Source organism: Bacillus sp. FSL K6-3458, assembly GCF_038005045.1.
Lineage (GTDB): Bacteria > Bacillota > Bacilli > Bacillales > Bacillaceae > Bacillus > Bacillus altitudinis.
Genome location: NZ_JBBOSI010000001.1, coordinates 1,129,398 through 1,154,274 on the forward strand (window position 1 = coordinate 1,129,398; position 24,877 = coordinate 1,154,274).

Annotated in this window: 28 protein-coding genes; 17 read left to right on the top strand and 11 right to left on the bottom strand. The window is 41.4% G+C overall.

What is annotated here, in order from left to right:
* Positions 1–56: 56 nt before the first annotated feature.
* Complete coding sequence (locus MHH23_RS05805) at positions 57–764, bottom strand: response regulator (RefSeq protein WP_024719723.1); 708 nt, start codon at positions 762–764, stop codon at positions 57–59.
* Positions 757–2,358: a malate sensor histidine kinase MalK gene (gene malK, locus MHH23_RS05810; RefSeq protein ID WP_340959071.1), complete on the bottom strand. Its 1,602-nt coding sequence runs from the start codon at positions 2,356–2,358 to the stop codon at positions 757–759. The genes MHH23_RS05805 and malK overlap by 8 nt, the downstream gene beginning before the upstream one ends.
* Positions 2,359–2,543: 185 nt before the next feature.
* On the opposite strand from malK, the gene MHH23_RS05815 reads away from it, so the two are divergent.
* A complete protein-coding gene (locus MHH23_RS05815; RefSeq protein ID WP_017367952.1) occupies positions 2,544–3,101 on the top strand; it encodes a YufK family protein in 558 nt (185 codons plus the stop codon).
* A 43-nt stretch (positions 3,102–3,144) separates the two neighbouring features.
* Here MHH23_RS05815 and MHH23_RS05820 read toward each other — a convergent pair whose 3' ends face one another.
* The 3 genes from MHH23_RS05820 to MHH23_RS05830 all read right to left on the bottom strand — a co-directional run bounded on the left by MHH23_RS05820 (position 3,145) and on the right by MHH23_RS05830 (position 6,762).
* On the bottom strand, positions 3,145–3,555 hold the full coding sequence (locus tag MHH23_RS05820) for a thiol-disulfide oxidoreductase DCC family protein (RefSeq protein ID WP_058336862.1): 411 nt from the start codon (positions 3,553–3,555) through the stop codon (positions 3,145–3,147).
* 18 nt (positions 3,556–3,573) lie between these two features.
* Positions 3,574–5,475, bottom strand: a complete 1,902-nt coding sequence (locus MHH23_RS05825; RefSeq protein WP_024719722.1) for a transglycosylase domain-containing protein — start codon at positions 5,473–5,475, stop codon at positions 3,574–3,576.
* Between the two features lie 108 nt (positions 5,476–5,583).
* The gene (locus tag MHH23_RS05830; protein ID WP_241698631.1) at positions 5,584–6,762 is read right to left on the bottom strand and encodes an MFS transporter; all 1,179 of its coding nucleotides are present in this window, start codon (positions 6,760–6,762) and stop codon (positions 5,584–5,586) included.
* Positions 6,763–6,980: 218 nt separating this feature from the next.
* Here MHH23_RS05830 and kapD point away from each other — a divergent pair, with 218 nt between their 5' ends.
* A complete protein-coding gene (gene kapD / locus MHH23_RS05835) occupies positions 6,981–7,598 on the top strand; it encodes a 3'-5' exonuclease KapD (RefSeq protein ID WP_008345814.1) in 618 nt (205 codons plus the stop codon).
* Here the strand turns inward: kapD and MHH23_RS05840 are convergent.
* On the bottom strand, positions 7,595–7,987 hold the full coding sequence (locus MHH23_RS05840) for a kinase-associated lipoprotein B (protein ID WP_340959073.1): 393 nt from the start codon (positions 7,985–7,987) through the stop codon (positions 7,595–7,597). The two genes, kapD and MHH23_RS05840, sit on opposite strands and share 4 nt — an antisense overlap.
* A gap of 93 nt (positions 7,988–8,080) precedes the next feature.
* On the opposite strand from MHH23_RS05840, the gene MHH23_RS05845 reads away from it, so the two are divergent.
* Complete coding sequence (locus MHH23_RS05845; protein WP_008345810.1) at positions 8,081–8,257, top strand: hypothetical protein; 177 nt, start codon at positions 8,081–8,083, stop codon at positions 8,255–8,257.
* On the opposite strand, the gene MHH23_RS05850 is transcribed toward MHH23_RS05845, so the two are convergent.
* Both MHH23_RS05850 and MHH23_RS05855 read right to left on the bottom strand, forming a co-directional pair.
* Positions 8,258–9,550, bottom strand: coding sequence for a sensor histidine kinase (locus MHH23_RS05850; protein WP_008345807.1), 1,293 nt, complete (start codon positions 9,548–9,550; stop codon positions 8,258–8,260).
* A gap of 133 nt (positions 9,551–9,683) precedes the next feature.
* Entirely contained in the window at positions 9,684–10,859 is a 1,176-nt protein-coding gene (locus MHH23_RS05855; RefSeq protein ID WP_039169733.1) for a MalY/PatB family protein, read from the bottom strand.
* Positions 10,860–10,942: 83 nt separating this feature from the next.
* Between MHH23_RS05855 and MHH23_RS05860 the strand changes: the two genes are divergently transcribed.
* On the top strand, positions 10,943–11,203 hold the full coding sequence (locus tag MHH23_RS05860; protein WP_045034535.1) for a YugE family protein: 261 nt from the start codon (positions 10,943–10,945) through the stop codon (positions 11,201–11,203).
* Here the strand turns inward: MHH23_RS05860 and MHH23_RS05865 are convergent.
* A complete protein-coding gene (locus MHH23_RS05865; RefSeq protein ID WP_017358960.1) occupies positions 11,200–12,024 on the bottom strand; it encodes an alpha/beta fold hydrolase in 825 nt (274 codons plus the stop codon). The two genes, MHH23_RS05860 and MHH23_RS05865, sit on opposite strands and share 4 nt — an antisense overlap.
* Before the next feature lie 178 nt (positions 12,025–12,202).
* Here MHH23_RS05865 and MHH23_RS05870 point away from each other — a divergent pair, with 178 nt between their 5' ends.
* From MHH23_RS05870 to yugI, 3 genes are all read left to right on the top strand, one after another.
* Positions 12,203–12,703, top strand: coding sequence for an Lrp/AsnC family transcriptional regulator (locus MHH23_RS05870; RefSeq protein WP_007500517.1), 501 nt, complete (start codon positions 12,203–12,205; stop codon positions 12,701–12,703).
* The gene (locus tag MHH23_RS05875; RefSeq protein WP_039169726.1) at positions 12,704–13,897 is read left to right on the top strand and encodes an aminotransferase; all 1,194 of its coding nucleotides are present in this window, start codon (positions 12,704–12,706) and stop codon (positions 13,895–13,897) included.
* Positions 13,898–14,095: 198 nt separating this feature from the next.
* The gene (gene yugI / locus MHH23_RS05880) at positions 14,096–14,488 is read left to right on the top strand and encodes a S1 domain-containing post-transcriptional regulator GSP13 (protein ID WP_024719717.1); all 393 of its coding nucleotides are present in this window, start codon (positions 14,096–14,098) and stop codon (positions 14,486–14,488) included.
* Positions 14,489–14,555: 67 nt separating this feature from the next.
* Here yugI and MHH23_RS05885 read toward each other — a convergent pair whose 3' ends face one another.
* Entirely contained in the window at positions 14,556–14,792 is a 237-nt protein-coding gene (locus MHH23_RS05885) for a DUF378 domain-containing protein (RefSeq protein WP_008345792.1), read from the bottom strand.
* A 144-nt stretch (positions 14,793–14,936) separates the two neighbouring features.
* On the opposite strand from MHH23_RS05885, the gene MHH23_RS05890 reads away from it, so the two are divergent.
* The 5 genes from MHH23_RS05890 to MHH23_RS05910 all read left to right on the top strand — a co-directional run bounded on the left by MHH23_RS05890 (position 14,937) and on the right by MHH23_RS05910 (position 19,841).
* Positions 14,937–16,100: an iron-containing alcohol dehydrogenase gene (locus MHH23_RS05890; protein WP_268431602.1), complete on the top strand. Its 1,164-nt coding sequence runs from the start codon at positions 14,937–14,939 to the stop codon at positions 16,098–16,100.
* A gap of 119 nt (positions 16,101–16,219) precedes the next feature.
* Positions 16,220–17,392, top strand: coding sequence for an iron-containing alcohol dehydrogenase (locus MHH23_RS05895; RefSeq protein WP_039169723.1), 1,173 nt, complete (start codon positions 16,220–16,222; stop codon positions 17,390–17,392).
* A gap of 126 nt (positions 17,393–17,518) precedes the next feature.
* The gene (locus tag MHH23_RS05900) at positions 17,519–18,874 is read left to right on the top strand and encodes a glucose-6-phosphate isomerase (RefSeq protein ID WP_024719715.1); all 1,356 of its coding nucleotides are present in this window, start codon (positions 17,519–17,521) and stop codon (positions 18,872–18,874) included.
* Positions 18,875–19,191: 317 nt separating this feature from the next.
* Positions 19,192–19,410: a spore germination protein gene (locus MHH23_RS05905; protein WP_024719714.1), complete on the top strand. Its 219-nt coding sequence runs from the start codon at positions 19,192–19,194 to the stop codon at positions 19,408–19,410.
* A 29-nt stretch (positions 19,411–19,439) separates the two neighbouring features.
* The gene (locus MHH23_RS05910) at positions 19,440–19,841 is read left to right on the top strand and encodes a YugN-like family protein (RefSeq protein ID WP_008345780.1); all 402 of its coding nucleotides are present in this window, start codon (positions 19,440–19,442) and stop codon (positions 19,839–19,841) included.
* Here MHH23_RS05910 and MHH23_RS05915 read toward each other — a convergent pair.
* Positions 19,838–20,824 (bottom strand): potassium channel family protein, encoded by a 987-nt coding sequence (locus tag MHH23_RS05915; RefSeq protein WP_041507696.1) that lies wholly within the window; start codon positions 20,822–20,824, stop codon positions 19,838–19,840. The two genes, MHH23_RS05910 and MHH23_RS05915, sit on opposite strands and share 4 nt — an antisense overlap.
* A 126-nt stretch (positions 20,825–20,950) precedes the next feature.
* Here MHH23_RS05915 and MHH23_RS05920 point away from each other — a divergent pair, with 126 nt between their 5' ends.
* The 5 genes from MHH23_RS05920 to MHH23_RS05940 all read left to right on the top strand — a co-directional run bounded on the left by MHH23_RS05920 (position 20,951) and on the right by MHH23_RS05940 (position 24,856).
* The gene (locus MHH23_RS05920) at positions 20,951–21,175 is read left to right on the top strand and encodes a hypothetical protein (protein ID WP_008345775.1); all 225 of its coding nucleotides are present in this window, start codon (positions 20,951–20,953) and stop codon (positions 21,173–21,175) included.
* Between the two features lie 81 nt (positions 21,176–21,256).
* Complete coding sequence (locus MHH23_RS05925; protein ID WP_024719711.1) at positions 21,257–21,931, top strand: zinc metallopeptidase; 675 nt, start codon at positions 21,257–21,259, stop codon at positions 21,929–21,931.
* Between the two features lie 48 nt (positions 21,932–21,979).
* Positions 21,980–23,272: a hemolysin family protein gene (locus MHH23_RS05930; RefSeq protein ID WP_340959077.1), complete on the top strand. Its 1,293-nt coding sequence runs from the start codon at positions 21,980–21,982 to the stop codon at positions 23,270–23,272.
* A gap of 136 nt (positions 23,273–23,408) precedes the next feature.
* A complete protein-coding gene (locus tag MHH23_RS05935; protein WP_025207889.1) occupies positions 23,409–23,810 on the top strand; it encodes a secondary thiamine-phosphate synthase enzyme YjbQ in 402 nt (133 codons plus the stop codon).
* A gap of 14 nt (positions 23,811–23,824) precedes the next feature.
* Positions 23,825–24,856, top strand: coding sequence for an NAD(P)H-dependent flavin oxidoreductase (locus tag MHH23_RS05940; RefSeq protein WP_178897267.1), 1,032 nt, complete (start codon positions 23,825–23,827; stop codon positions 24,854–24,856).
* The last annotated feature ends 21 nt before the right edge of the window (positions 24,857–24,877 follow it).

Here is a 24,877-nt window from a genome sequence, read left to right on the forward strand (position 1 = left end):
GACATCGTATGCCATAAAAAAACATCTGGCCTTTGTGAAAGGTCAGATGTGTCAAATTAAAGATATTGCTGAATTAAATTCATGTTGCTTGTATTCAGTTTATATTGGAAAACAGGGCGGCCGATTGTCCCGTATGCCATTTCCACATCAACCACTTCGATATCCTCAAGAAATTTCAAGTATTTTCTAATTGAAACTTGGGAGATTTCAGTATGATTGGCTAGGTCTTCGGTCGTGAAAGCCTGCTGACCGAATGATTGAATGCTTGTCCAGATGAGTTTGAGTGTGCTCTTCGTCAGGCCTTTTGGCAGCAGGACTTTTTCCGCCTCTGCTTTTTTATGAAAAAGCTTCGCGTCTAAATCATTTTGAGAGATGCTGTTCATCGTTTGGTATAGGGCATGTTTTCTTTTATATTCTGCCAGTGCTGATTGGAAGCGTTCAAACTCAAAAGGTTTGATTAAATAGTCGACAGCTCCGTTTCGCATCGTTTGCTGTACGACATCCACTTCATTTGCAGCTGAAATGACGATGACGTCAACGGAATGATTTTTCTCACGAATTTCTGATAATAGGGCGAGCCCATTTTGTCCAGGCATATAGATATCAAGCAATACAAGGTGAATGATTTCTGATTTTAAGATGTCTAGTGCCTTCTGAAATGAGGTGGCAATCCCTTTTAATTCAAATCCTTCTATTTGGGTCAAGTAGCGTTTATTCAGCTCCCCGACCATTGGGTCATCTTCTACGATCAACACATTAATCATGTGAATCCTCCTTTTGTTTATATGGAATACGGAGACTAAAGGTTGTTCCTTCTCCTTTTTCGCTTGTGACGATCATATGTCCGTTCAGTTTTTTGATGCTTTGGTCAACAAAATAAAGGCCAAATCCTCTGTCTTCTCCTTTTGTTGAAAAGCCTTGATCAAACATAATGTCCTGTTCTTCTTTTGTCAGACCGACCCCTGTGTCTGTAATTTCAATATGAAGCTGCTCTTGGACATATCTGAATGAGATGGAGATATTTTTGTTCTCTGTATGGGAAACGGCATCGAGTGCGTTATTTAACAGATTACCGATGACCGTAATAAGGTCATGTGTGACGGCTGGGTCCTCCGAGTTTGGTACCTGTGTATTGCAATTGACTTCTAAAGATGCGCCTTGTTCTCTGATGTAGCTTTGTTTTCCTAGTAAAAACCCGGCTAAGACTGAGTTTTTCACATGGTTGATGATTTCATTTGTTTCTGTCTGCTGATAAATTGCAATATCTTTAATATAGGTGCCAAGGTCATCATAGTTCTTTAGCTGGACCAATCCTAAAATGACATGGAGCTTGTTCATAAATTCGTGTGACTGGGCACGAAGTGCATTGGCATACATCTTCACTCCGCTCAGCTGCTCAGCCAGGTGTTTGACTTCTGTTTTGTCACGGAAGGTTGCGATTGCTCCGACAATTTCTCCTTTTACCGTAATCGGCACCTCATTAAAGACCAGCTCCAGTCCGTTCATTCTGACATCGCGATCAAGCAGCGGTTTCCGTGTTTCGATTACTTGCTTTAAGCCGCTTGAAGGAAGAAGGGCCTGTACATCTTGTTCTCTAGGGTCAACAATAATGCCCATATTATGAAAAAGACGTTTAGCTTCTGCATTTGCCAGCTTGATTTTACCGTGCTGATCGACGGCAAGAATGCCTTCTTTTGTTGATTCTAGCATAGCGCTTCGTTCTTTTAATAAAGTGGCAATTTCATCTGGCTCTAGTCCAAACATAATCTTCTTTACTTTACGTGCCACAATGAGTGCGCCGATAATGCCAGATAAAAGGCTAAGCGATGTGACAAAGTAGAGCGGGAGCAGGCTTTGATGAATAATTAAATCAATTTCCTTTAATGTAATCCCAACCGCCACAGCCCCGAGCTGCTTGCCATCTTGGTTATAAACAGGAACAAAGGCACGCATGGACTTGCCAAGTGTTCCAGATGCGGTACTAATATGTTCTTTACCCTGTAATGCCGGTTTTTCATCACCGCCAGCAAACCGCTTCCCAATCTTTTGCGGATTCGGATGTGTTTTGCGGATACCGTTCATATCCATGACGACAACGAATTCGGTTTTGGTAATACGCTGAACACTTGTTGTATATTTTCGCAGTGCTGTATATGATTGATCTTTTTCCAATGATTTTGCTGTGATCGGAGCCTCTGCGACCATTTTGGCAGTGGAGAGGGCGATATCACGTTCCTGCTGATGAATATTTTTGGCTGTTTCTGACCAGATCGTAAAGAATGTGATACAGAGGGAGATCAGGACAACAATACAGACAAAGATCGTCAGCCGTGTTTGCAGTCTTAAAGTTTTTTTCACGAGTATACCCCTAACGCGCAATTTTTTCGTAATAGTAATACTTTAACGGGAAAATGTAAGTTTGTGAAGGAATGTACGTGCAAAATCACAAATTTGATTTAGATTCCAGTTTACTTGGAAAGCATCTTGTCAATCCGTTTTAAGTGAGCCATAATAAAAATGAGCTTATGAGAAAGGATCTATTTATGAAAAATACATATTTGACTGGATATTTTCCGCTGATTTCAATTTTGCTATTCAGCTCTGCCTTTTCTATTTTTACAGTAGGTATCACGACTGACTTCTTGACCCAAGCAGGGATTTTAAAAGGAATGCTGGAATTTTTCTCTGAACAGGGCATTCGTCTTGCTTTATTTGCCGCATTTGCACTTGTTTATTTTATGATTTTATCTGCTTTAAAACTCATTGCAGATACGGTGTTAGAGTTGGCGCTGCTCTTTTTTGCAAAGGACCCTGAAGGGGAGAACTTAAAGAAAATTCGGATTGCATCGGTTGTCTATTTGTTTGCCAGCTTACTTGCATTTCTATTGACGCAGCAGCTTATTTTGCTTGTTGGGCTTTTTGTTTTAGCAAGTCTCGTCTATTTTATCTGGGTTGTGGTACGCATTTATCAATCACTTTCCATGCTGAATTTAATTGGGTTTATGATGTTTAATCTGCTGTTTTGGGCCACGTTTTTGATCGGCATTTTGTACTTATTTATTAAGCTTTATAACAGTGTGATGGCGAGTCTGCCAGCTTAATCAGACGAAAGAAAGCATCCTCCGATGATGGAGGATGCTTTTTTTATGGAAGAAACCGCTTCTGAATATCAGGTGTAGGCATCATACAGGATGTTTTTTGACCAAACCATTTGTAGCGATTCTTTGCAATGAGCTGATAAAACCAGTCACGGATTGGACGAGGGATCGCGAGGAGTAAATAGCTCCATCTGTATATCCCTTTTAAATGCCGCGCGGCTTTTAAGATGCCTGTTGACTTCATATAAAGGGTCCCATTTTCAATATAAATGAATGAATTGAACTCATCTAAAGGCAAGCCGTTTTCTTTTAAAACACGCTGCCCTGTATCTGATTGTAAAGAAGCAAACATCATCCGCTCATTCGGGTCGCGCTTGATGATAAACTGAACAGCACCACTGCACACGTTGCAGACACCGTCAAATAAAATGAAGTGAGAGGGTTGTGTTGAATGCATCGCAGTCAAACCTCCTGTTTATCTAGCGTATTGCATAGTTTGTTTCCAAATACGTAAGTGCGGGCTTGAACTATAAATAGATTCAACGGTTCCTCTATCTCTTCCTACCCATACACCCATTGTGTATTGATCTGTCAGGCCAACAAACCAAATGTCTTTGTAGTCATTGGATGTCCCTGTTTTCCCCCCAATGTAAGGAGAATTGAAATTCGCCTTTTTCCCTGTTCCACTTTTCACAACAGAGGCAAGCAGCTTGCGCATTGTTTCATTTGTACGCTGAGAATAGATTTGCTTCGGCGACTCTTTCCACTTGTAAAGGGTTTTGCCGTTTAAGTCTGTGACCTTTGTAATGGAGTGGTTTCGCGTATAGGCACCTTGATTGCCAAACACGGTATATGCATCGGTTATTTCTAGCGGCGAGAAGCCTTTTGTAAATCCTCCAAGTGCAGAAGGGAGGCGGTAATCATCTGCGACAATATGTTCGAATGAAAACTTTTCTAAATAGCTGAAGCCTTTTTTGACACCGACTGTATCAAGCATACGAATCGCTGGTGTATTGTAAGAGTTCTTAAAGGCTGTTTCAAGTGTTACAGTTCCATACGTTTTATGATTATAGTTTTGCGGGCAATATCCGCTACTGCAAAACTTGCCGGCACTGATTTTGCTTGATGCCGTGGCACCGGTTTGATCAATATAAGGGCCATAATCTAACAGTGGCTTAATGGCGGAACCTGGTTGTCTTTGCGCTTGATAGGCGTAGTTGAAATCAAATTTTTTATAATTCTTCCCGCCAGCAAGTGCGACGATTTGATGGGTTTGGTGGTTAATGACTGCTGAACCGCCTTCCACACCTTGATAAGGCAATTGTGCATTGAGCTGATAAACCGCTCTTTGTTGTAAGGAAGGGTCTAGTGCTGTATAAATCTTCACACCATCTTGAAGCAATGCACTTACCTTTTCTGATAATTCTTTTTGAATTGCCTTTTTTGCGCCAGCTGTTTTGGCTTTTTTCAATCGTTTTGTAAAGCCTTCCTGATCAGACACCAGATCGGTAAATTCTTCATTGGCGTATGTCACATAGTCAGGGTAAAGATTTTTCTTTTCACTTAAGGACAAGCTGATTTTTTCTTTCACTGCTTTTTTGTATTGCTTCTTAGTAATGACACCATCTTTTTCTAAAATACCAAGCAGCCGTTCCTGGCGTTTCTTTGTATGTTTGAATTGTTTCAATGGGTCATACAGCGTAGGGTTGTTAGGAATCGCAGAAATAAATGCCATCTGTGCAAGCGTCAAAGAACTAAGCGGCTTATCAAAATAGTAATTAGCCGCAGAACCGACACCGTAAACCCCGTTACTGAAATAAATCGTATTTAAATAGCTTTCGAGAATTTCCTCTTTTGTAAATTTTCGCTCGAGCTCATAGGAATAGAGCAGTTCTGTAAACTTTCGGCTGAATGAACGTTCATGACTTAAATATAAATTACGGGATAACTGTTGTGTGATGGTGCTAGCGCCTTGGCTAATGCCATGGTTTTTCACATTTGCGGCAAGGGCACGAATCACGCCCATAAAGTCAATGCCTTTATGGTCATAAAAGTTGCGGTCCTCTGATCGGAGGAACAGCTCCTTGACGGAATCAGGAATTTTATCGTACTTCACGAAAACACGGTTCTCATCGTTTGATACGATCTCAGAGATAAGAGAACCATCTCGATCATACATATAACTGTTTTGGGAAAAGTCTACCTTTTCCAGCTTGATTTTTTGATCAAGCACTTCGTTAACAGGTTTTACACTTGCGGCTTCTTCCTTTGATAGATAAAAAGTCAGAACAAATAATGGAATGAGGGCAACAAGTAATAACCATCCAATGATTGCACGAAACATGAGGTCACTCACTTTCTTCGGATTTCTAGCCATATCGTACCATTCTTTTGCGATTACGAGAAGGTTATTTTTAGAAAAGAATAGACGTGAAGTCTAGTAAACAAGGCATTTAGACAGAAGAAAAGAGTATCTGATGATGGATCAGACACTCCTCTCTTTTGACTTTGATTGTGAGCGGACCGCCCATAAAAATAATGCCCCGAAAAGGAAAATGCCGGCGGTAACATAAAAGACAGCTGGAATTCCGTAATGACTCGCCACAATGCCGCCTATAACGGGTCCGACGACATTTCCAAGAAAGCGGAAGCTGACATTGTAACCAAGCACTTCCCCTTGCATAGAGGCAGGCGCTTTGATGCGAATATAGGCCGTCGTACAAGGAATGATGCCGCCTAGTGCCATCCCGTATAAGAAACGGAAGATGACTAACATCCCGTAGGAATCTGCCATCGCTTGCGGGATAAATAAAATGGAGGAGAGGATGAGAAGGGCAAGCAGCACCTTATCGTGACCAATACGATCTCCAAGATCTCCCCATTTCCGTGTAAACAGCAAATTGCCAAGCCCGGTTGCAGAAAACGCCAGACCTGCATAAAAGGCAAGGTTGACTGGGCCGTGTAAATCATGAATGTACAAGGCTAAAAGCGGCTGAATACTAAAGTTCCCGACTTGCGTAATGAATGTGAGAAGCATGGTGACGACAAGTAAAGGCTGTTTGAAAATATGGACAAGGACGTCCTTCCGTGAGTAAGAAACCCGTTTTGCTTCTTTTGAACGGATCGGCTGTTCTTTCACACCGAAGATAATGACAATCGCTGACACATATATGACAGCGGCTGTTAAGAAAAATGTATAAATGAATCCGACACTGTCTGCCATAAATCCACCCATTAATGGACCGAATAACCCTCCAGCGACATTACTCATCTGCATTGTACCAAGGGTTTTACCGGCTGTTGCCTTTTCGGTCTGTGCAGAAATCAGTGCCATCGAAGTCGAAATAAAGCCTGTCACAAGCCCCATGAAAAGCCGTAACGCAAATAGTTGATAAACGGTTTGAACAAGCCCCATTAATAAAATGCTTGTTGCAATCCCAATGCCGTTAATGAGCAAAATCTTTTTATAGCCATGCCGGTCACCAATCCGTCCCCAAATTGGAGAAATGAGAAAGGCTGTTAAAAACGTAACCCCAAAGACATAGCCGCTCCATCTTTGAACAAATTCATTCGAATAACTGCTATCAAGAGACTCTATGTAAAGTGATAAAAAAGGGACGATCATTGTAATGCTGGCAGATACAAAAAAGTTCACAAACCACATGATGTACAAGTTTTTCTTCCTGTTTGTGATAAAGACCACCTTCTTTATTTATTTCGTGTTCCTTAATAATTATAAAGGAAAATAAACGATCTTTCATCTGATGAATAGGTTGGGCATAGTGAATCTGCATTATTTTCACGAAAATGAAGTGATTTCAAAGTCCGTCTTAATATAATAGTAGCAGGATGGAAAACAGACGAGAAAGTGGGGTGAGACTGATGGAACAGAAGACGCTGCTTGTGGTCGATTTTGAATTTACGATGCCTGATGGGAAATATCATCCGCAAAATTTTTTCCCGGAAATCATTGAGGCCGGTGTCGTTAAAGCATCAAATGAAACGATCATAGACACATTCTCAAGCTATGTCAAACCGAAAAAGTTCCCGAAGCTGACAAAGCGCTGTAAATCGTTCCTTGGCATTACGCAGCAGGATGTAGAAAGCGGGATTTCTTTTGAGGCGTTTATCGAGAAGCTCGTGTCACTCGATGGGGGAGAAGACTGTGAGATTATCACATGGGGAAATATGGACATGAAGGTACTGAAGCAAAACTGTATGCTCAATCATATTGGTTTTCCTTTTAAGGGGAATCAAAGGGATCTGGCTTTTGAATATAAAACCTTTTTTGGGGATAGAACACTCACAGGACTTCGGAAAGCAGCTAAGGAGTACGGCAGTGAAGGAGCTGGTAAGCATCATAAAGCACTCGATGATGCCATGACCACTTATCAGCTGTTCACCCTTTTTGAAAAAGATCGATCCTATGTGGAAAATCCGCAAACAACCAAAATTGGTGAACTCATTGACTTCTCTCACTTTTTTGATTCGGCAGATTAGCGGGCGTCTTCTGGAAAATAATCTTTTTCAAGAGAAGAGAGGCACGCTCTTGATTTTTCAGCCCACTTGGAATCATCCGCACTGAGCCCTTTTTTTAATTTATCTACGGCGTCTTTCAGTGATACTTGATAATCAGGGATGTCGCCATCATAAGGCTTGACCATATGATGAGGGATGTTCGTCTGTTCCCTAAAGGCCAAAGCCCGTCTTTCCTGAAAAAAAGGTACGTCCGCTTCTTTTGGATGATGCAGGTCACCTTGAGTGGGGTGTGTTAAAACCGCTTTTACTTGAACGAGATAAGTAGATGGTTTAACGGCTGTCACTTCCCCAATGTAAACACCTGTTTTGTAAAAACCTTTCACGATTTGTCCAATCTGATTGTCTGTCATATGAAATTCCTCCATTTCCTTCGCATAAGAAGGTATTTCCTTTCTTTTAGCCAATATAGTGAAGTAAACGAGCAAAAGGGGGAAGAGCGGAACATGTCGTTCATCATATTCTTTCTACTGTATTTTCCTGAAGATAAAAGGGAGTATATCCCTGCGGCAATCACGACGGTGCTTTTCTTTGCTGCTGCATTTATTTGCTTTCGTCTGATCGTTCGTGCTTCTAAGAAGCAGGAGCAGATCGATGAAAAAAGGACAAAAAAAATGGATTGATCATTTTCTTCTTGTATCTTCAGGAAACTTCACGGTGACTGTTGTACCAGACTGCAATGAGCTTTTGAAACGAATGGTTCCATGATGATTTTCAATGATGGAAAATGTCACTGTCAATCCAAGCCCTGTTCCTTTATTTTTCAATGTGTAATAGGGTTCACCAAGCTTTTTCATTTGACTTTCTGACATGCCTACACCGTTATCAACGAAATAAAGGCAGATTCGATGATTTTCTTTTGAAGCAAATAGTTCGATTTTACCTTCGTGTTCGGGCGCTGCTTCGATTGCATTTTTGATTAAATTAATCATGACTTGTTTGATTTTCGTTTCATCACCTTGGATGTATAAGTCTGGTTCAATCGATTGATGAATCGTGACCGACTTAAAATTCGCATAGGATGTCATCAGCGATGCACATTCTTCAAGTAATTTAGATAAATTGAGAGACTCAATTTGATAATAATTTTGTTTCGCAATATCAAGATAGCTCGTAATAATATCCTGCGCACGGTCAAGTTCAGATAAAACGAGATTTTTATAATCTTTATTGGTTGACGGCTCTTTCGTATTGTCACTTGAAAAGAGCAGTTGGATAAATCCTCTCACCACCGTCAGTGGATTGCGGACTTCATGGGCGACACTTGCTGCAAGTTCACTCACAATCGTCAGTTTCTCTGATTGGACAAGCTGTGTTCTCATTTGCGCATTCTCTTTCACAAACTCAATGGAATAAATACTCAGCACAAGAAAGAATATGTAGTAAAGAGTTGAGAAAAATAATTCGAGTAGCTTTTGTTGCATAATGAATGCAGGGCTGTACTCTATTAAGCTGACCACAAGCAGTCCAATGTAAATAAACATCCCTTTTGATAACGCAATCAGGACTCCGTATAACAGCTTTCTCTGCTTAGAATATTGGCGCCATTTCCGGTAAAGCAGGAAAGGAATGAAAAAGTAAATCGGTACAACAATCAATCCAACCCATAAAAAAGAGCCATACATCACGAACTTTACGGTTGAACTAACTAAGATAGCAACGATTCCGGCGGTATATCCCCCGTATAAAATAGCCAGTACAAGGGGAATCGATTGAAGCCCAGTCTGCAAATCTAAAATCGAACCAACTGGATACATAATACATAGTGCTGATGAAATGGATGCAAATATGGTGATGAGCAGTTTATTCGTTTTAGGGAAATGAGCAGGGGTCCGGCTTAGCCATAGTGCATGATATAAAAAGATTGGAAATAGAATAAAAGATACATGGAGCAGAAAATCCTTGAACATTTCCATTTAAATGCTCTCCTCGTAAATAATTGTAATTCCTCTCATTATACCATTTCATGTACAAAGTAGATATGATAATAGGAGGGTTTTTTTCTTTAAAAAGAACACCCGTTAGGATGTTCTTTTGATAGAAATGGTTTTATTCGGATGATAGAGTGAATGCTTGATGAAGGCGCTTCAGACCTTCTTTTACTGTTCCGGCAGGACAGCCTAGATTCATTCGAATAAAGCCGTCTCCTTCGTGCCCATATACGTTTCCGAGCTCTAGTATGACCTTGCCCTTTTTCAGCAGATTACGTTTCAATTCTGCTTGAGTGAGCTCATAATCACGAATATCCAGCCACAATAGATAAGAAGCATCTGGTTTCATATAACGCATGCTCGGCAGATATTCATCAATATAATCCATTGCGATCTTCATATTATTTTCGAGATAAAGAACAAGTGAATCAAGCCACTCATCTCCGTGGCGATAGGCCGCCTCCATGGCAGGAATCGCAAAGGCATTCAGTTTGGACAATCCATTTCTTTGCAATTCATTGGTGAAAAGGGTTCTTTTTTCTTCATCAGAAATGATAATGGCAGATGCCTGAAGACCAGCTAAATTAAATGTTTTACTCGGTGCAATACACGTTACCGTGATGTTAGCTATCTCATCAGAAAGGCTGGCAAAAGGCACATGCGGCTGTCCGTAAAGCATCAGATCCGAATGAATTTCATCTGACACGACGGTGACACCGTACTGTACACATAGATCTCCTACACGCTTTAATTCCTCTTTTGACCAAGCTCTCCCTGAAGGATTATGCGGATGACAAAGAAACATCAGCTTTGCTTCTGGTCTGCTTAATTTTTTCTCTAAATCATCAAAATCCATCATGTAACGGTTGTTTTCTATTTTTAAAGGATTGGTTGAGACGATACGTCCATTTCTTTCAATCATTTGATAGAAGGGCGTATACACCGGTGACTGAATGACCACTTCATCATTCGGAGCTGTAAAGGCTTGTACCGCAAAACTAAGTGCTGTCACGATACCTGGTGTGAAGGTGACGGCATCTGTTTGTATCGTCCAACCGTGTCTTCTTTTGAGCCAGTCAGCTACTGCTTGCTGCGTTTCCTGATCCTGAAATGCATAGCCGAATACGCCGTGATCTAATCGTTCTTTTAAAGCATCAAGCACGACTTGGGGCGCTTTAAAATCCATATCTGCTACCCACATTGGCAGCGCATCTGTTGTCAGGAACAAAGACTCTGCTTGATCCCATTTGACTGATTTTGAACCTTTACGTATGATCTGTTCGTCGAAATTCATGAAACCCACCTCTAGCCGTTTTTCAACCACTCTTGGTTGTGCTAAAATAAACATCACAAAATTTATTATAAGCGGTGATCCCCATGAAAGATAGTCAAGCTGTAGAAGAGATGATTCAAATCATTAAGGCATGGGACCCTTTTCAGTATGGAGAGGACTTTTACGAAACGGAGCCTGCTGACGTCATCAGTGCCTTATACGACGCAGAAGACCCGTTATCTTTCGCGAAAGACATTCAAGCCATTTACCATCACTCATTTGATCAGCTTCTTCCGATGGAAAGCTGCCAGCATATCGCAAATCAGCTTTTTGTCATAAGAGAAGGTAGCTCCTGCTCGTTTTAAGACAGGCTGAAATGACCAATTTGATCAGACACAAAGACCGGATTTTCCTCAGGGATGAGGTGCCCGGTTTTTTTTAATGCGTGAAAGGTTGAATGCGGCAGATCTTTGTGCAGTCTTTCGCCAATTTGAATAGGAACGATCCGGTCTTCCTCCCCCCAAATCAGCAGGACAGGTGTCTCCATTTTCTTTAAGACATCCGACGCTAAATCGCCTTCCCTGTGCCGAATCAAACGAAAAATACCTCTGAAAATTTGGTCATCTGAAAAAGGCTTTAAATATCCGTCCACCATTTCTTGATCAATAATCGAATGATCATGCACAACAGCGGTTAAATTTTTCATAATACCTTGCTTGAACAACTTTCTTTTTAAATAGAGATAAAAATAAGGAATATAAGTGCTGTAAACAAGCGACTTTTTGGACTTATTCATATACCCTGAACTGCATAAAAGAACGGCTTTTTCAAATAGGTCGGGACGCTCAGAGGCAGCATATAAAGCAATTTGTCCCCCCATGGAATGCCCCACGAGGATCGCATGCTGAATCTGCAAATAACCAGCTAGTTCAATGATGATTTTTGCCATGTTGCGATAGCTGTAAATGAACGTATTCGATTTTTCGGACTGCCCGAATGGAGGCAGATCAATCGCAATTAAATTGAAGTCTTGTTTCAGAAGCGGGATGAGCTTTCGATAGCTGAAGGTAGATGAGAAAAGGCCGTGAATCAAAATCAATGTCTTCTTACCTTCATTTGGATAGTGTTCGTAATAGATATCTAAACCGAATTTACTTTTCATATAGGATGGCTGTACAATGTCCACACTCATCAACTCCGATATTTGATACTCACTCTCTGTTAGGTGACTGTATTGTACCCTAAAAAGTGGATTTTAAGCTATGATTAGAATCTTTTCCCTGCTTAGCATAATGGGAAAAACGTGCTATAATGTTCAGAAGATTTTTTAAAACTAGCTTTTTACAATCAGAGGTGTGAAATCAATGAAACTAACCGAAAAAGAAACTGAAATATTAGAGATTTTAGATGAAAACAGCCGCGCCGATTTAAATACAATTGCAAAAATGGCAGGTGTGACATCAGAAGAAGCAGAAGCCATTATTCAAAAGCTGGAAGATCAAAAAGTCATTATTGATTATTCGACCATGATTGACTGGCGAAAAGTAGACGGTCACGAAGGCGTTACAGCGATGATTGATGTGAAAGTGACCCCAAAAAGAGGCGTCGGTTTTGATGAAATTGCTGAACGTATTTACAGGTTCCAAGAAGTGGAGTCCGTGTATTTAATGTCAGGCGTGTATGATTTATCTGTTGTGATCAGAGGAAGATCCATGTCTGATATCGCCCGCTTCGTATCTGAAAAATTATCGACACTTGATTCTGTTGTTTCAACCACTACCCACTTTATTTTGAAAAGATATAAGCATGATGGGAAAGTCTTTGAAACAGGGGACGATGACAAAAGAATCGTGGTGTCTCCTTAAATGAAAAAGTCTTATTTATCTGAAACGGTACAAAGCATTCAGCCGTCAGGTATTCGGAAATTCTTTGATTTGGCAGCCACAATGGAAGGGGTTATCTCCCTCGGGGTCGGCGAACCGGATTTCGTGACAGCTTGGAATGTGAGAGAAGCCAGTATTATGTCTTTAGAGCAAGGACTGACCTCTTATACAGCAAATGCTGGGCTGCTCTCTTTGCGAAAAGAATTGAGTCATTATTTATATAAGCGGTTTCACATTGAGTACAGTCCTGAAGAAGAACTCATTATTACCGTTGGCGGCAGCCAGGCGCTTGATTTGGCCTTTCGCGCCATTTTAAACAACGGGGACGAAGTAATCATCCCAGAGCCTTGTTTCGTCGCATATGGGGCTCTGACGACACTTGCGGGCGGTGTACCGGTTTATTTAAGTACATCGGCTGAAAAAGATTTTAAAGCCGATTCTGCTGATCTTCGTACGAAGCTGACGCCGAAAACAAAAGCCATCTTGCTATGCTCTCCATCAAACCCAACAGGGTCTGTTTACTCGAAAGAAGAGCTTGAAGATATTGCTCAGTTTGCAAAGGAGCATGATCTTTTAATCATCACGGATGAGATTTATGCAGAGCTGACGTACGATGAAGCTTTTACGAGTGTGGCGGCGATTCAAGATATGAAGGAAAGAACGATTTTGATTTCCGGTTTTTCCAAAGGGTTCGCTATGACAGGCTGGCGCTTAGGCTATGTGGCAGCACCGCCAGTCCTCCGTGATGCCATGCTGAAAATACATCAATATTCTATGATGTGTGCACCAGCTATGGCACAATATGCCGCAGAAGAAGCATTAAAAAATGGACTTGAAGATGTGGAGAAAATGAAGAAAAGCTACAGAAGGCGCCGTAATTTGTTTGTCGGCTCTCTCAATGAACTTGGGCTCACTTGCCACCAGCCAAACGGAGCGTTTTACGCTTTCCCGTCCATTAAAAGCACAGGCATGACTTCAGAACAATTTGCTGAGGAGCTGCTGCTTAGCGAGAAAGTAGCGGTTGTCCCTGGAAATGTATTCGGTCCAAGTGGTGAAGGCCATATTCGTTGTTCATATGCGTCGTCACTCGATCACTTGCAAGAATCACTTTCAAGAATCCAGCGTTTTTTACAGAATAGACAAGTGAAAGAAGAAGCACCTGCTATCTTAAAATAAAAAAAGGCATCAATCCATCTGGACTCATGCCTCTCAAATTAGGGGGGAATACTAGAAAGCATTCTTGTTTTCAGGTATTCCCCCTTTTAAACTGATCTAAACCCAATTAAAAAATATTTTGCGTAAAAGAGCGTTCTGTGATATAGTTTTTAATTGCGTATAAACGAATATTAAAACATTTATTTAGGAGTTGTTATCATGGCGACAAAGTTTGAAGTAGGCAGTGTTTACACTGGTAAAGTAACAGGATTACAAGCGTATGGTGCGTTTGTTGCATTAGATGAAGAAACTCAAGGACTTGTGCATATTTCTGAAGTAACACATGGCTTTGTAAAAGACATCAACGAGCACCTTTCAATTGGTGACGAAGTACAAGTAAAAGTTCTTTCTGTTGATGAAAATGCAGGTAAAATCAGCCTTTCTATCCGTGCGACACAAGATGCACCAGAAAGAAAAGAAAGCAAACCAAAGAAACAAAGACCACAGCAAGCGAAAGAAGAAGCTGCTGCACCACAAGGTTTCAATACACTGAAAGATAAACTTGAAGAGTGGATTGAGCAATCTAACCGTAAAGACCTTATCAAGAAATAAAAAAAGCACCGCTTCAAACGGTGCCTTAGGCTGCCTCGTATAGGCGGCCTTTTTTATGTCTTTTTGTTTAGCGAACCTCTGGATTCGGCTCGTCACGGCGAACAGCTTCTTCGCTTGGCTTGAACAACAGACCAAGGTTAACAAGACCTGCAATTCCAACAAGACCATAAATAATACGTGATAATGCAGCACCTTGACCGCCAAAGATCGCTGCTACTAAGTCAAATTGAAAAAAGCCGATTAGTCCCCAGTTAATAGCACCGATAATCGTGAGCACGAGGGCAATACGCTGAATAGCACTCATCGTGATTCCTCCTTTCGCTACAGTATCAATACATTTATATTTTGCAGATTTTTAGCCAAACTATGCGTAAGAAAATGGATGAAAGCAAATTACTTTACTTTTGGAATGAAAGAAGCGCATAATGTAGCGCGAGGAGGAGATCACATGGATCGATTTACTTATTGGAACCCAACGAAATTAATTTTTGGAAAGGGAGAAGTATCAGCCCTTTCAGATGAACTAAAACACTACGGAAAAAACGTATTGCTTGTATATGGTGGAGGCAGCATTAAACGAAATGGCCTTTATGACCAAGTTGTCAGCATCTTAAAAGAATCAGGAGCTGCAATCACTGAGCTTGCTGGTGTTGAGCCAAACCCGCGCTTAACAACGGTCAGAAAAGGGGTTGAGCTTTGCAAAGAGAACCAAATTGATTTTATTTTGGCAGTCGGCGGCGGTAGCGTGATTGACGCAACCAAAGCGATCGCAGCTGGTGCGAAATACGATGGAGATGCTTGGGATATCGTCACTCGTAAGCATGTCCCAATGGAAGCCATCCCATTTGGTACAGTATTAACACTTGCCGCAACAGGTTCTGAAATGAACTCTGGCTCCGTCATCACAAACTGGGAAACAAATGAGAAATATGGATGGGGCAGTCCAGCTGTCTTCCCTAAATTCTCTATTCTTGACCCAGTCAATACATTTACTGTGCCAAAAAACCATACGATTTATGGCATGGTCGACATGATGTCTCACGTGTTTGAACAATATTTCCATCACACGGAGAATACACCTTACCAAGATCGTATGTGTGAAGGACTTCTTCGTACGGTCATTGAAACAGCACCAAAGCTGATCAATGATTTGGAAAACTATGAGCTTCGTGAAACGATTTTATTCACAGGCACCATTGCACTGAATGGAATGCTTTCAATGGGCGCACGCGGAGACTGGGCATCTCACAATATTGAGCATGCGGTATCCGCGGTGTATGACATCCCTCATGCAGGCGGACTTGCGATCTTGTTCCCGAACTGGATGAAGCATGTCATTCAAGAAAACCCAGATCGCTTCAAGCAATTAGCAGTGCGTGTATTCGATGTAGATCCTGCGGGCAAAACAGACGAAGAAGTTGGCTTAGAAGGAATCGAAAAACTTTCTGCTTTCTGGACAAGTCTAGGCGCACCAAACCGTTTAGCTGACTATGACATCAACGATGAGAAAATTGATCTGATTGCAGACCGTGCAATGGCACGTGGTGAATTTGGTCAATTTAAAAAGCTGAACAAAGAAGATGTTCTAGCTATTTTAAACGCTTCTTTATAATCGAACATGGAAAAGATAGCTGCTTTTAAGCAGTTATCTTTTTTGAGTTCTGCATGTACATATGTTACAGTAGTCTTTCATGTTTTTGGATATAAATGTTTTAAGGAGATGTAGAACAGATGGAAAACTTTATTTACTATAATCCAACGAAATTGATGTTTGGAAAAGGACAACTAGACGGACTAAAAAGCGAACTCGCTCGTTATGGAAAGCGAGTGCTTCTTGTATATGGTGGAGGCAGTATTAAGAAAAATGGTCTTTATGATAAGGTTATCAGCGCTTTAAATGAAGCAGAGGCTGACGTATTTGAACTGTCAGGAGTCGAACCGAACCCTCGTCTCACTACAGTGCAAAAAGGGATCGACATTTGCCAAAATGAGAACATTGATTTCTTATTAGCAGTTGGTGGGGGAAGTGTCATCGACTGTACAAAAGCCATTGCAGCTGGAGCTGAATATGACGGGGATGTATGGGATATTATTTCAAAGAAAACGACCGCTCAAAAAGCACTGCCATTTGGCACAGTATTGACACTTGCAGCGACAGGCTCAGAAATGAACCCGGATTCTGTGATCACGAACTGGGAAACAAATGAAAAGTACGTGTGGGGCAGTTCAGTCACGCACCCTGCTTTTTCAATTTTAGATCCTGAGCACACATATTCTGTGCCAGAGAATCAAACGGTGTATGGCATGGTTGATATGATGAGCCATGTATTTGAACAATACTTCCATAATGTCAAAAACACGCCACTACAAGATCGGATGTGTTTTGCTGTTCTTCAAACAGTCATCGAGACAGCACCAAAGCTACTTGAAGACTTACAAAACTATGAGCACCGTGAAACCATCCTTTATGCAGGAACAATTGCTTTAAATGGCACGTTGCAAATGGGCTATTTTGGCGACTGGGCATCACATACGATTGAGCATGCAGTATCAGCAGTCTATGACATTCCGCATGCAGGTGGACTTGCGATCCTCTTCCCAAACTGGATGCGTCATACACTTGATCACAATGTCGAACGTTTTAAAAACCTCATGTTGAACATGTTTGACATTGAGACAGAAGGAAAATCGGATCGTGACATCGCATTAGAAGGAATTGACAAGCTATCAGCCTTCTGGACAAGCCTCGGTGCACCGAGCCGTTTAGCGGATTATGATATTGGTGAAGATCAACTGGACAAAATTGCTGACATCGCAGCAAAAGAAATGGAATATGGTGGTTTTGGTAACTTTATGAAACTTGGCCGTGATGACATTTTAGCGATTTTGAAAGCTTCTCTATAATTTGGATGGCCGCTTCTCTTCATGAGGAGCGGCTTTTTGCTGCACCAATGACGATCACTTGATTTCAATAGCTAGTTCCGCTAAAGTGAAAGGGACAGAACTAACGTAATGGAGGGCTTACAAGCGATGACACATATTCAATTTGACTACTCGAAAGCGTTACCTTTCTTTCAAGAACATGAGCTTACATATTTAAAAGATTTTGTGAAGGTGGCCCATCATAATATTCATGAACAAACGGGTACTGGCAGTGATTATTTAGGCTGGGTTGACTTACCGAAGCAATATGATCGCGAAGAATTTGCCCGTATTAAAAAAAGTGCAGAAAAGATTAAATCTGATTCTGATGTATTACTCGTTGTTGGAATTGGTGGTTCTTATCTTGGCGCACGTGCGGCCATTGAGTTTTTAAACCATTCTTTCTATAATAGTTTGCCAAAAGGCAAACGCAAAACACCGCAAATCATTTTTATTGGAAACAACATCAGTTCTTCTTATTTAACAGATGTAATGGATCTGCTAGAAGATGCCGATTTCTCCATTAACGTGATTTCAAAATCTGGTACAACTACAGAGCCAGCCATTGCGTTCCGTATCTTTAAAAAGCTCCTTATCGAAAAATATGGTGCTGAAGAAGCGAAAAAACGCATCTATGCGACAACTGACAAGGCACGCGGGGCACTCAAAACATTAGCAACTGAAGAAGGCTATGAATCATTTATCATCCCTGATGACGTCGGTGGACGCTATTCCGTCTTAACAGCAGTTGGTCTATTGCCAATCGCTGTAAGCGGTGCAGACATTGATCAAATGATGGAAGGTGCTGCGAAAGCAAGTGAAGACTTCGCTTCATCTGAGCTTTCAGAAAATGCGGCTTACCAATATGCGGTTGTCCGCAATGTTCTTTACAATAAAGGACGGACAATTGAAATGCTGATTAACTATGAGCCAGGCTTACAGTACTTTGCGGAGTGGTGGAAGCAGTTATTCGGCGAAAGTGAAGGGAAAGATGAAAAAGGAATCTATCCTTCATCTGCCAACTTCTCAACGGATCTTCATTCACTTGGTCAATATGTACAAGAAGGAAGAAGAGACTTGTTTGAAACCATCGTGAATGTAGACAAGCCACGACATGAACTTGTCATCGAAGCAGAAGAACAAGACCTTGATGGGTTAAACTATCTTGCAGGAAAAACGGTTGATTTCGTCAATAAAAAAGCATTTGAAGGCACAATGCTTGCTCATACAGATGGAAAAGTACCGAACCTGATTGTGACAATTCCTGAAATGGATGCTTATACATTCGGATATCTCGTGTACTTCTTTGAAAAAGCATGTGCGATGTCTGGGTATTTACTAGGCGTCAATCCATTCGACCAGCCTGGAGTAGAAGCGTATAAAGTGAACATGTTTGCTTTATTAGGAAAACCGGGCTTCGAAGAGAAAAAGGCAGAACTTGAGAGCCGTCTCAAACAATCATAAGAATAAAAGGCACATCTTAGCATAAGGTGTGCCTCAGATTGTTGACAAAGGGCTAAAATGAACTGTATTTTAGCCCTTTGTCTTCTTTTTAGCGTGATAGAAAACCTTTGAAGTCTAGGAAGGACGAGCACTGGAGCGGAGCGAATTTGACATTCGTGAGCACCAGTGCGCAGGACTGACAACGAATGCGAGGGTTTGTCTACACGCTAAGGCACATCTTTGCATAAGGTGTGCCTTTTTTTATGTTCTCATGGTGTCAGTGCAAGCCTCCCTAAGCTCTGTACATAGAATAATCAATGGAGGAGGTTGATGAAGCGATGAGAACAAATCATATTTATATCCATGACATTTCCGGGCAGGCCATCGTTAACTTTGGGAATGTTGGGCGGATTTGTCCAATGAGTGCTACGAAAGAAACATCAGGAGCGGGCAGTGTGAACGAGACAAATGCATCATCCAGCCAAAGCTTATTTGATGCTGCTTTTACAAACAATGTGCAAATCACGAAAGGCAAATGTATGAATTCCTCTCTTTAACGAACCCTATACAAAAAGGAGGGTTCTGTATGATTCATGTACCATCTAGGCTAACTGGTGAAAGCTTTTCACTGTACCATTTAGAAGAAAACATGAAGCCGCTCGGATATGTCATTAATGGGAATTGGGATTATGATCATGGATATTTTGATTATAAAATTGACAACCGTGACGGCTATACCTTTCTCAGAGTTCCGTTTACAGCCGAGAAAGGACAGCTGGATCAGCCAGGCGTTGTGGTGAAAATGGGACATCCATTTCTCTTAAAGCATGTCTATCAAGATAAATTAGATGACCATGCGATGGTTGGAAATGTAGGGGCATCTTTTAACCAATTCCAAGAACCGAAAGAGAAAGACGGGGATGTGTCAAAGGCTTACGCTGAAATTGGCTTTTCACTCGTCAAAGAATTAGAAGATGCACTGCTTTAAAAGCTGATCAGCTCATCCTCTGGATGAAGCTCATATCCAAAAGGAGGATTCATCATGGGTCCTTCTTTTTTTTGTACGCCTACAATGATCACATGATGCTCTAAAAAGTGATGAAGTGCCGTTAAGAATGTCTCTCCAGCTAATGAAGCCGGTACTGGAATGATGGTGATCTGTTTATGGAGGGTCATGTTTCTTTTTATTTTTAACGCCATGAGCTGTTCTTTTAAAAGAAAATGCTCCACCATTAAATGATTCACGGCATCAGAAGTATGGATGACTTGATTGGCGCCAGCCCGCTCAGCATTTTTCACATAGCGATCGGTTAAAATTTCAATTAAACAATATAACGAAGGGTTTAATCCTTTTGCCGCAAGCAAGGTTAAGACACTCTGCATATCAGCCGTCACTTCATTTTCATGCTGGTCGGCGGTAATCATCAATGTATCAGCACTCATAATATTTGCTCTGCGAAGTGTGGCATCCTCTGTACCATGGCCTTTAATAAAATGGACATTCTCTAAAAGAGGTCCTTCCTTTAAGGAATCATCAATGAGTACAATCGGCATGGCGGGATCAATGGTTTGAAACGATTGAAGCAGTTTGTTCGTTTTCTCATTCCAGCCAACGATAATGACATGTCCTTTCCCCTTAAAAGCGACCTTTCCTTCTACATAATGGTGCTGCTTACTGAACACAGCGGCAGCGAGTGTGGCAAAATAAGCCGTGACAAAGCTTGCCCCGATCAGAATCAGCGCCATACCTGCGATTTGTCCGGGCATGGTTTGCGGCACAAAATCACCATAGCCGACCGTCGCGACTGTAATGAGAGCCCACCAGATCCCATCAAAGATCGTATGATACTGCTTTGGTTCAAGTATGACGATTAATTGTCCAAAAAAGAGAAGCAAGAAACAGATGATGATCGCAATGCGAACATAAAGAGGCCATCTTAGCCAGGCAATGAAGATACGGTTTGATTTCATCGAACTCGTCCTTTCAGGGAGACTGCTAATGTCAGTATGCCCGATTAGGAAACAATTTTTCATCATCGTCATGTATTGAAACAGAACCCATATCTTAAAATAAGAGAGAAGAAGGAGGGAATGCGAATGTCGTTTGTTCAAAAGACCGTACTTCTTTTTATCGGCGCACACTTTTTATCATCTGCGGTGATTTTACTCGTGTTTGATTTAAATGCGGTGAACCATTTTATGAATGATTTCTCGTGGCTTCGTTTTTTTCAAGACCTATATGGAACGGTGACATTTTATACAGCATGCATCGGAATGTTCTTCTTTTTCATTGGTGTAGTGATTCCCCTTAAAAAGACCTAGTGCTTTTTGCTGTACACGTTACATAAAAGTCATTAAAATTGTAAATAAATATATAAAATAAAAAGGAAGCTGATGAGCATGCTGTTTTTTTATTTTTTAACATTTGCCGCATTGGGATTGTCTTTTTGGGCACAATTTAAAGTAAAGAATAATTTTGAAAAGTATTCAAAGGTTGAAGCTGCCAGTATGAAAACAGGTGCTGAAACCGCTCGATATATTTTAGATCGCAACGGGTTATACGATGTACCCGTTGAACCGGTAAGAGGAACTTTGACTGATCATTACGACCCGACGCAGCGTGTGGTTCGTTTATCTGAACCAGTGTATTATGGCCATTCCATTTCGGCCATTTCAGTCGCATCACACGAGGTTGGACATGCCTTGCAGCATCAGGAATCCTATGGTGCGCTTGTCTTGAGACATAAGATCTTCCCTGTCGTGAACTTTGCATCTGGTGTTGCCCCGCTTCTTTTCCTAGGTGGATTATTGCTCGGCAGCCTTAACTTAATCGGGCTTGGGATCGTTCTGTTCTCAGCTGCTGTGTTCTTTCAGCTAGTGACATTGCCTGTTGAGTTTAACGCAAGTTCTCGTGCAAAGAATATCATTGTTTCAGAAGGAATCATTAGAAGCAGTGAAGAAAGAGGCGTGAACAAGGTGTTAAATGCCGCAGCTCTTACGTACGTAGCAGCGGCCCTTGTCTCCCTGTTTGAATTGCTCCGTTTTGTAATGATCTTCCTAAATGGCCGTAATGATTAATTGACGCCAGAGGAGGTGAGCCCTTACCCGTGTTAGGTAAGGGTTTTTTTGTATATTTTAAACGTATTTTTAGTCCTATTACTCATTGCTGCGACAGCATTTTTTGTTGTCACTGAATTTGCGATTGTGAAAATTAGAGGTTCAAAAATCAATCAGCTGATTGAAAGCGGTGATAAGAGAGCCATTCATGTTCAGAAACTGACAACCAACCTTGATGAATATTTATCTGCCTGTCAGCTTGGCATTACCATCACGGCATTAGGCTTAGGGTGGTTAGGGGAGCCGACAGTGGAACATTTCCTGCATCCGCTTTTTGAAAAGGCAGGGCTTCATTCCGCTTTGACAGACATCATATCGTTTATCATTGCCTTTGTGATCATTACGTTTTTGCATGTTGTCGTTGGGGAACTTGCTCCCAAAACGATTGCCATTCAAAAGGCAGAAGCCGTCAGTCTTGTGACGGCAAAACCTCTTATTTTTTTCTATAAAGTCATGTACCCATTTATTAAAGCATTAAATGGGGCTGCACGAGGCATTGTGAAATTATTTGGTTTTCATTCTGTCAAAGAACATGAAGTGGCGATCAGTGAGGAAGAATTGCGTCTCATCCTGTCTGAAAGCTACGAAAAGGGCGAGATCAACCAATCTGAATACAAATATGTCAATAAAATATTTGAATTTGATAACCGAGTGGCGAGAGAGATCATGATCCCGCGCACAGAAATCTCTGCCATTGAAATTGAACAGAGCCTGGAAGACGTGACGCATTATATGCTGAACGAAAGGTATACACGTTATCCTGTCATTAAAGAAGACAAAGATCATGTCATTGGTGTGATCAATAGCAAAGACGTATTTAAAGCAAGTTTTCTCAATCAAGAGGTGTCCATTGAAGACTTAATGCGCCCTGTCATTCGTGTCATTGAAAGTACACCGATTCAAGAACTGCTGATTTTGATGCAAAAGGAACGGATTCATATGTCGGTGCTTGTAGATGAATACGGTGGAACAGCAGGTCTCGTCACAGTTGAAGACATATTAGAAGAAATTGTGGGCGAGATTCGAGATGAATATGATCAAGATGAAACCCCGCATATTGTGAAAAAAGGTGACTTCCACTATGTCATGGATGGAAAAGCCTTGATCGATGAAGTAAATGATTTATTGGATTTAGCGATTGAAAATGATGATGTTGATACAATTGCCGGTTGGATGATGACGCATAAAATTGATTTTGACATTGGTGATATCATTGAAACAGAAGGCTGTGAATTTAAAATTGTCGATGCAGAAGATCATCATATTCGAACCATAGAAGTAAAAAAGGTTCACTTTTCCTAAAAACCTCGGAGCTATTGACGAGGTTTTTTTGCTTGGTAAACTTTAGGTAAGAAGATTTGTTTCTGCCAACCGGCAGTGATTGATTTCACATAAAAAGGGTATGGTTTTATAGACATGATCAAAAGGAGCCAGTGAAATGAAAAAAATCAACGTACAAACAGACAAACACGATGACATGATAGACATTACCCATGAAGTTCAGCAATATGTCCGGGAAACTGGGATTCAAAACGGAACGGTTATGGTCTATTGTCCACATACGACGGCTGGAATCACCATTAATGAAAATGCCGACCCAGACGTCAAACGAGATATGCTGCGCCGGCTTGACGAAGTCTTTCCGTGGGAACATTCAAAAGATCGTCATATGGAAGGCAATACAGCAGCGCATATGAAAGCTAGTTATATGGGAGCATCTCAGCACGTTCTTGTCCATCATGGTGATCTTGTGCTTGGAACGTGGCAGGGAATCTATTTTTGTGAGTTTGACGGACCGAGACATCGTCACTTTTATGTACAGGTGTCATCTAACGAGTAAGGGTGGGGGAGAAGATGGGAGAATTCACAGCGTTACTTCAAATTGAACATGGCATCATTCAAGCACCAATGGCAGGAGGAGCGGTGACGCCGCAACTTGTCGCCGCTGTTTCACAATATGGCGGTCTCGGCAGCTTAGCAAGTGGTTATGTACAGCCTGAAAAGATGAGGCAGCAAATCAGACAGGTCAAACAGCTGACATCTCGTCCATTTCAAGTGAATGTGTTTGTCCCTGAACCCATTTCAGAAACGAAAACAGAAGATGTATCATTTTGGACAGATCGGCTGCCTGTCATACCAGAAGCACAGATAATCCCTAGCGAAGAAGAATTATGGAAGGACTATGAACAAAAAATCAACATTCTTCAAGAAGAAGAAGTCCTGGCTGTGTCGTTTACATTTGCCTGTCCAAACGAACAAACAATTCATCACCTGAAACAAAAGGGGATCTTTCTCATCGGAACAGCTACAACAAAAAAAGAAGCACTGCTTTTAGAAGAAAAAGGAATGGATGCCATTGTTCTTCAAGGAAGCGAAGCAGGAGGGCACCGAGGCACCTTTTTACCTTCAAAGGGAGATGCTCTGCAGGGACTTTTCTGCCTGATCAGTGATGTCAAGTCTGTCTGTCATATCCCATTGATTGCAGCTGGAGGTATCACAGACAGGACCACTATGAAAGCAGCACTAGCACTTGGAGCAGATGCGGTTCAAATAGGGACACGATTTTTAGCGAGTCAAGAAAGTGCTGCGGCAGATGTGTACAAAAAGGCGCTGTTACAGGCAGAAGGCAGTGAAACAGCGATGACACGGCTTTTCTCTGGAAAAAAAGCCAGAGGTATTGTCAATCAGTGGATGGAGGAAGAAAGACGAAATGAAGACCGGGTTCTTCCCTATCCTATACAGCATGTATGGACAACACCGATGCGAAAAGCGGCAGCTGCTGCAGGAAACCCAGAACAAATGGCTCTTTGGGCAGGTCAGGGGGTTGGCCGTATTCATTCCATTTTAACCGTTGAAGAGATCATGCATGAACTTACGCAGATATAATTTGATGATGGGTGGTGTGAC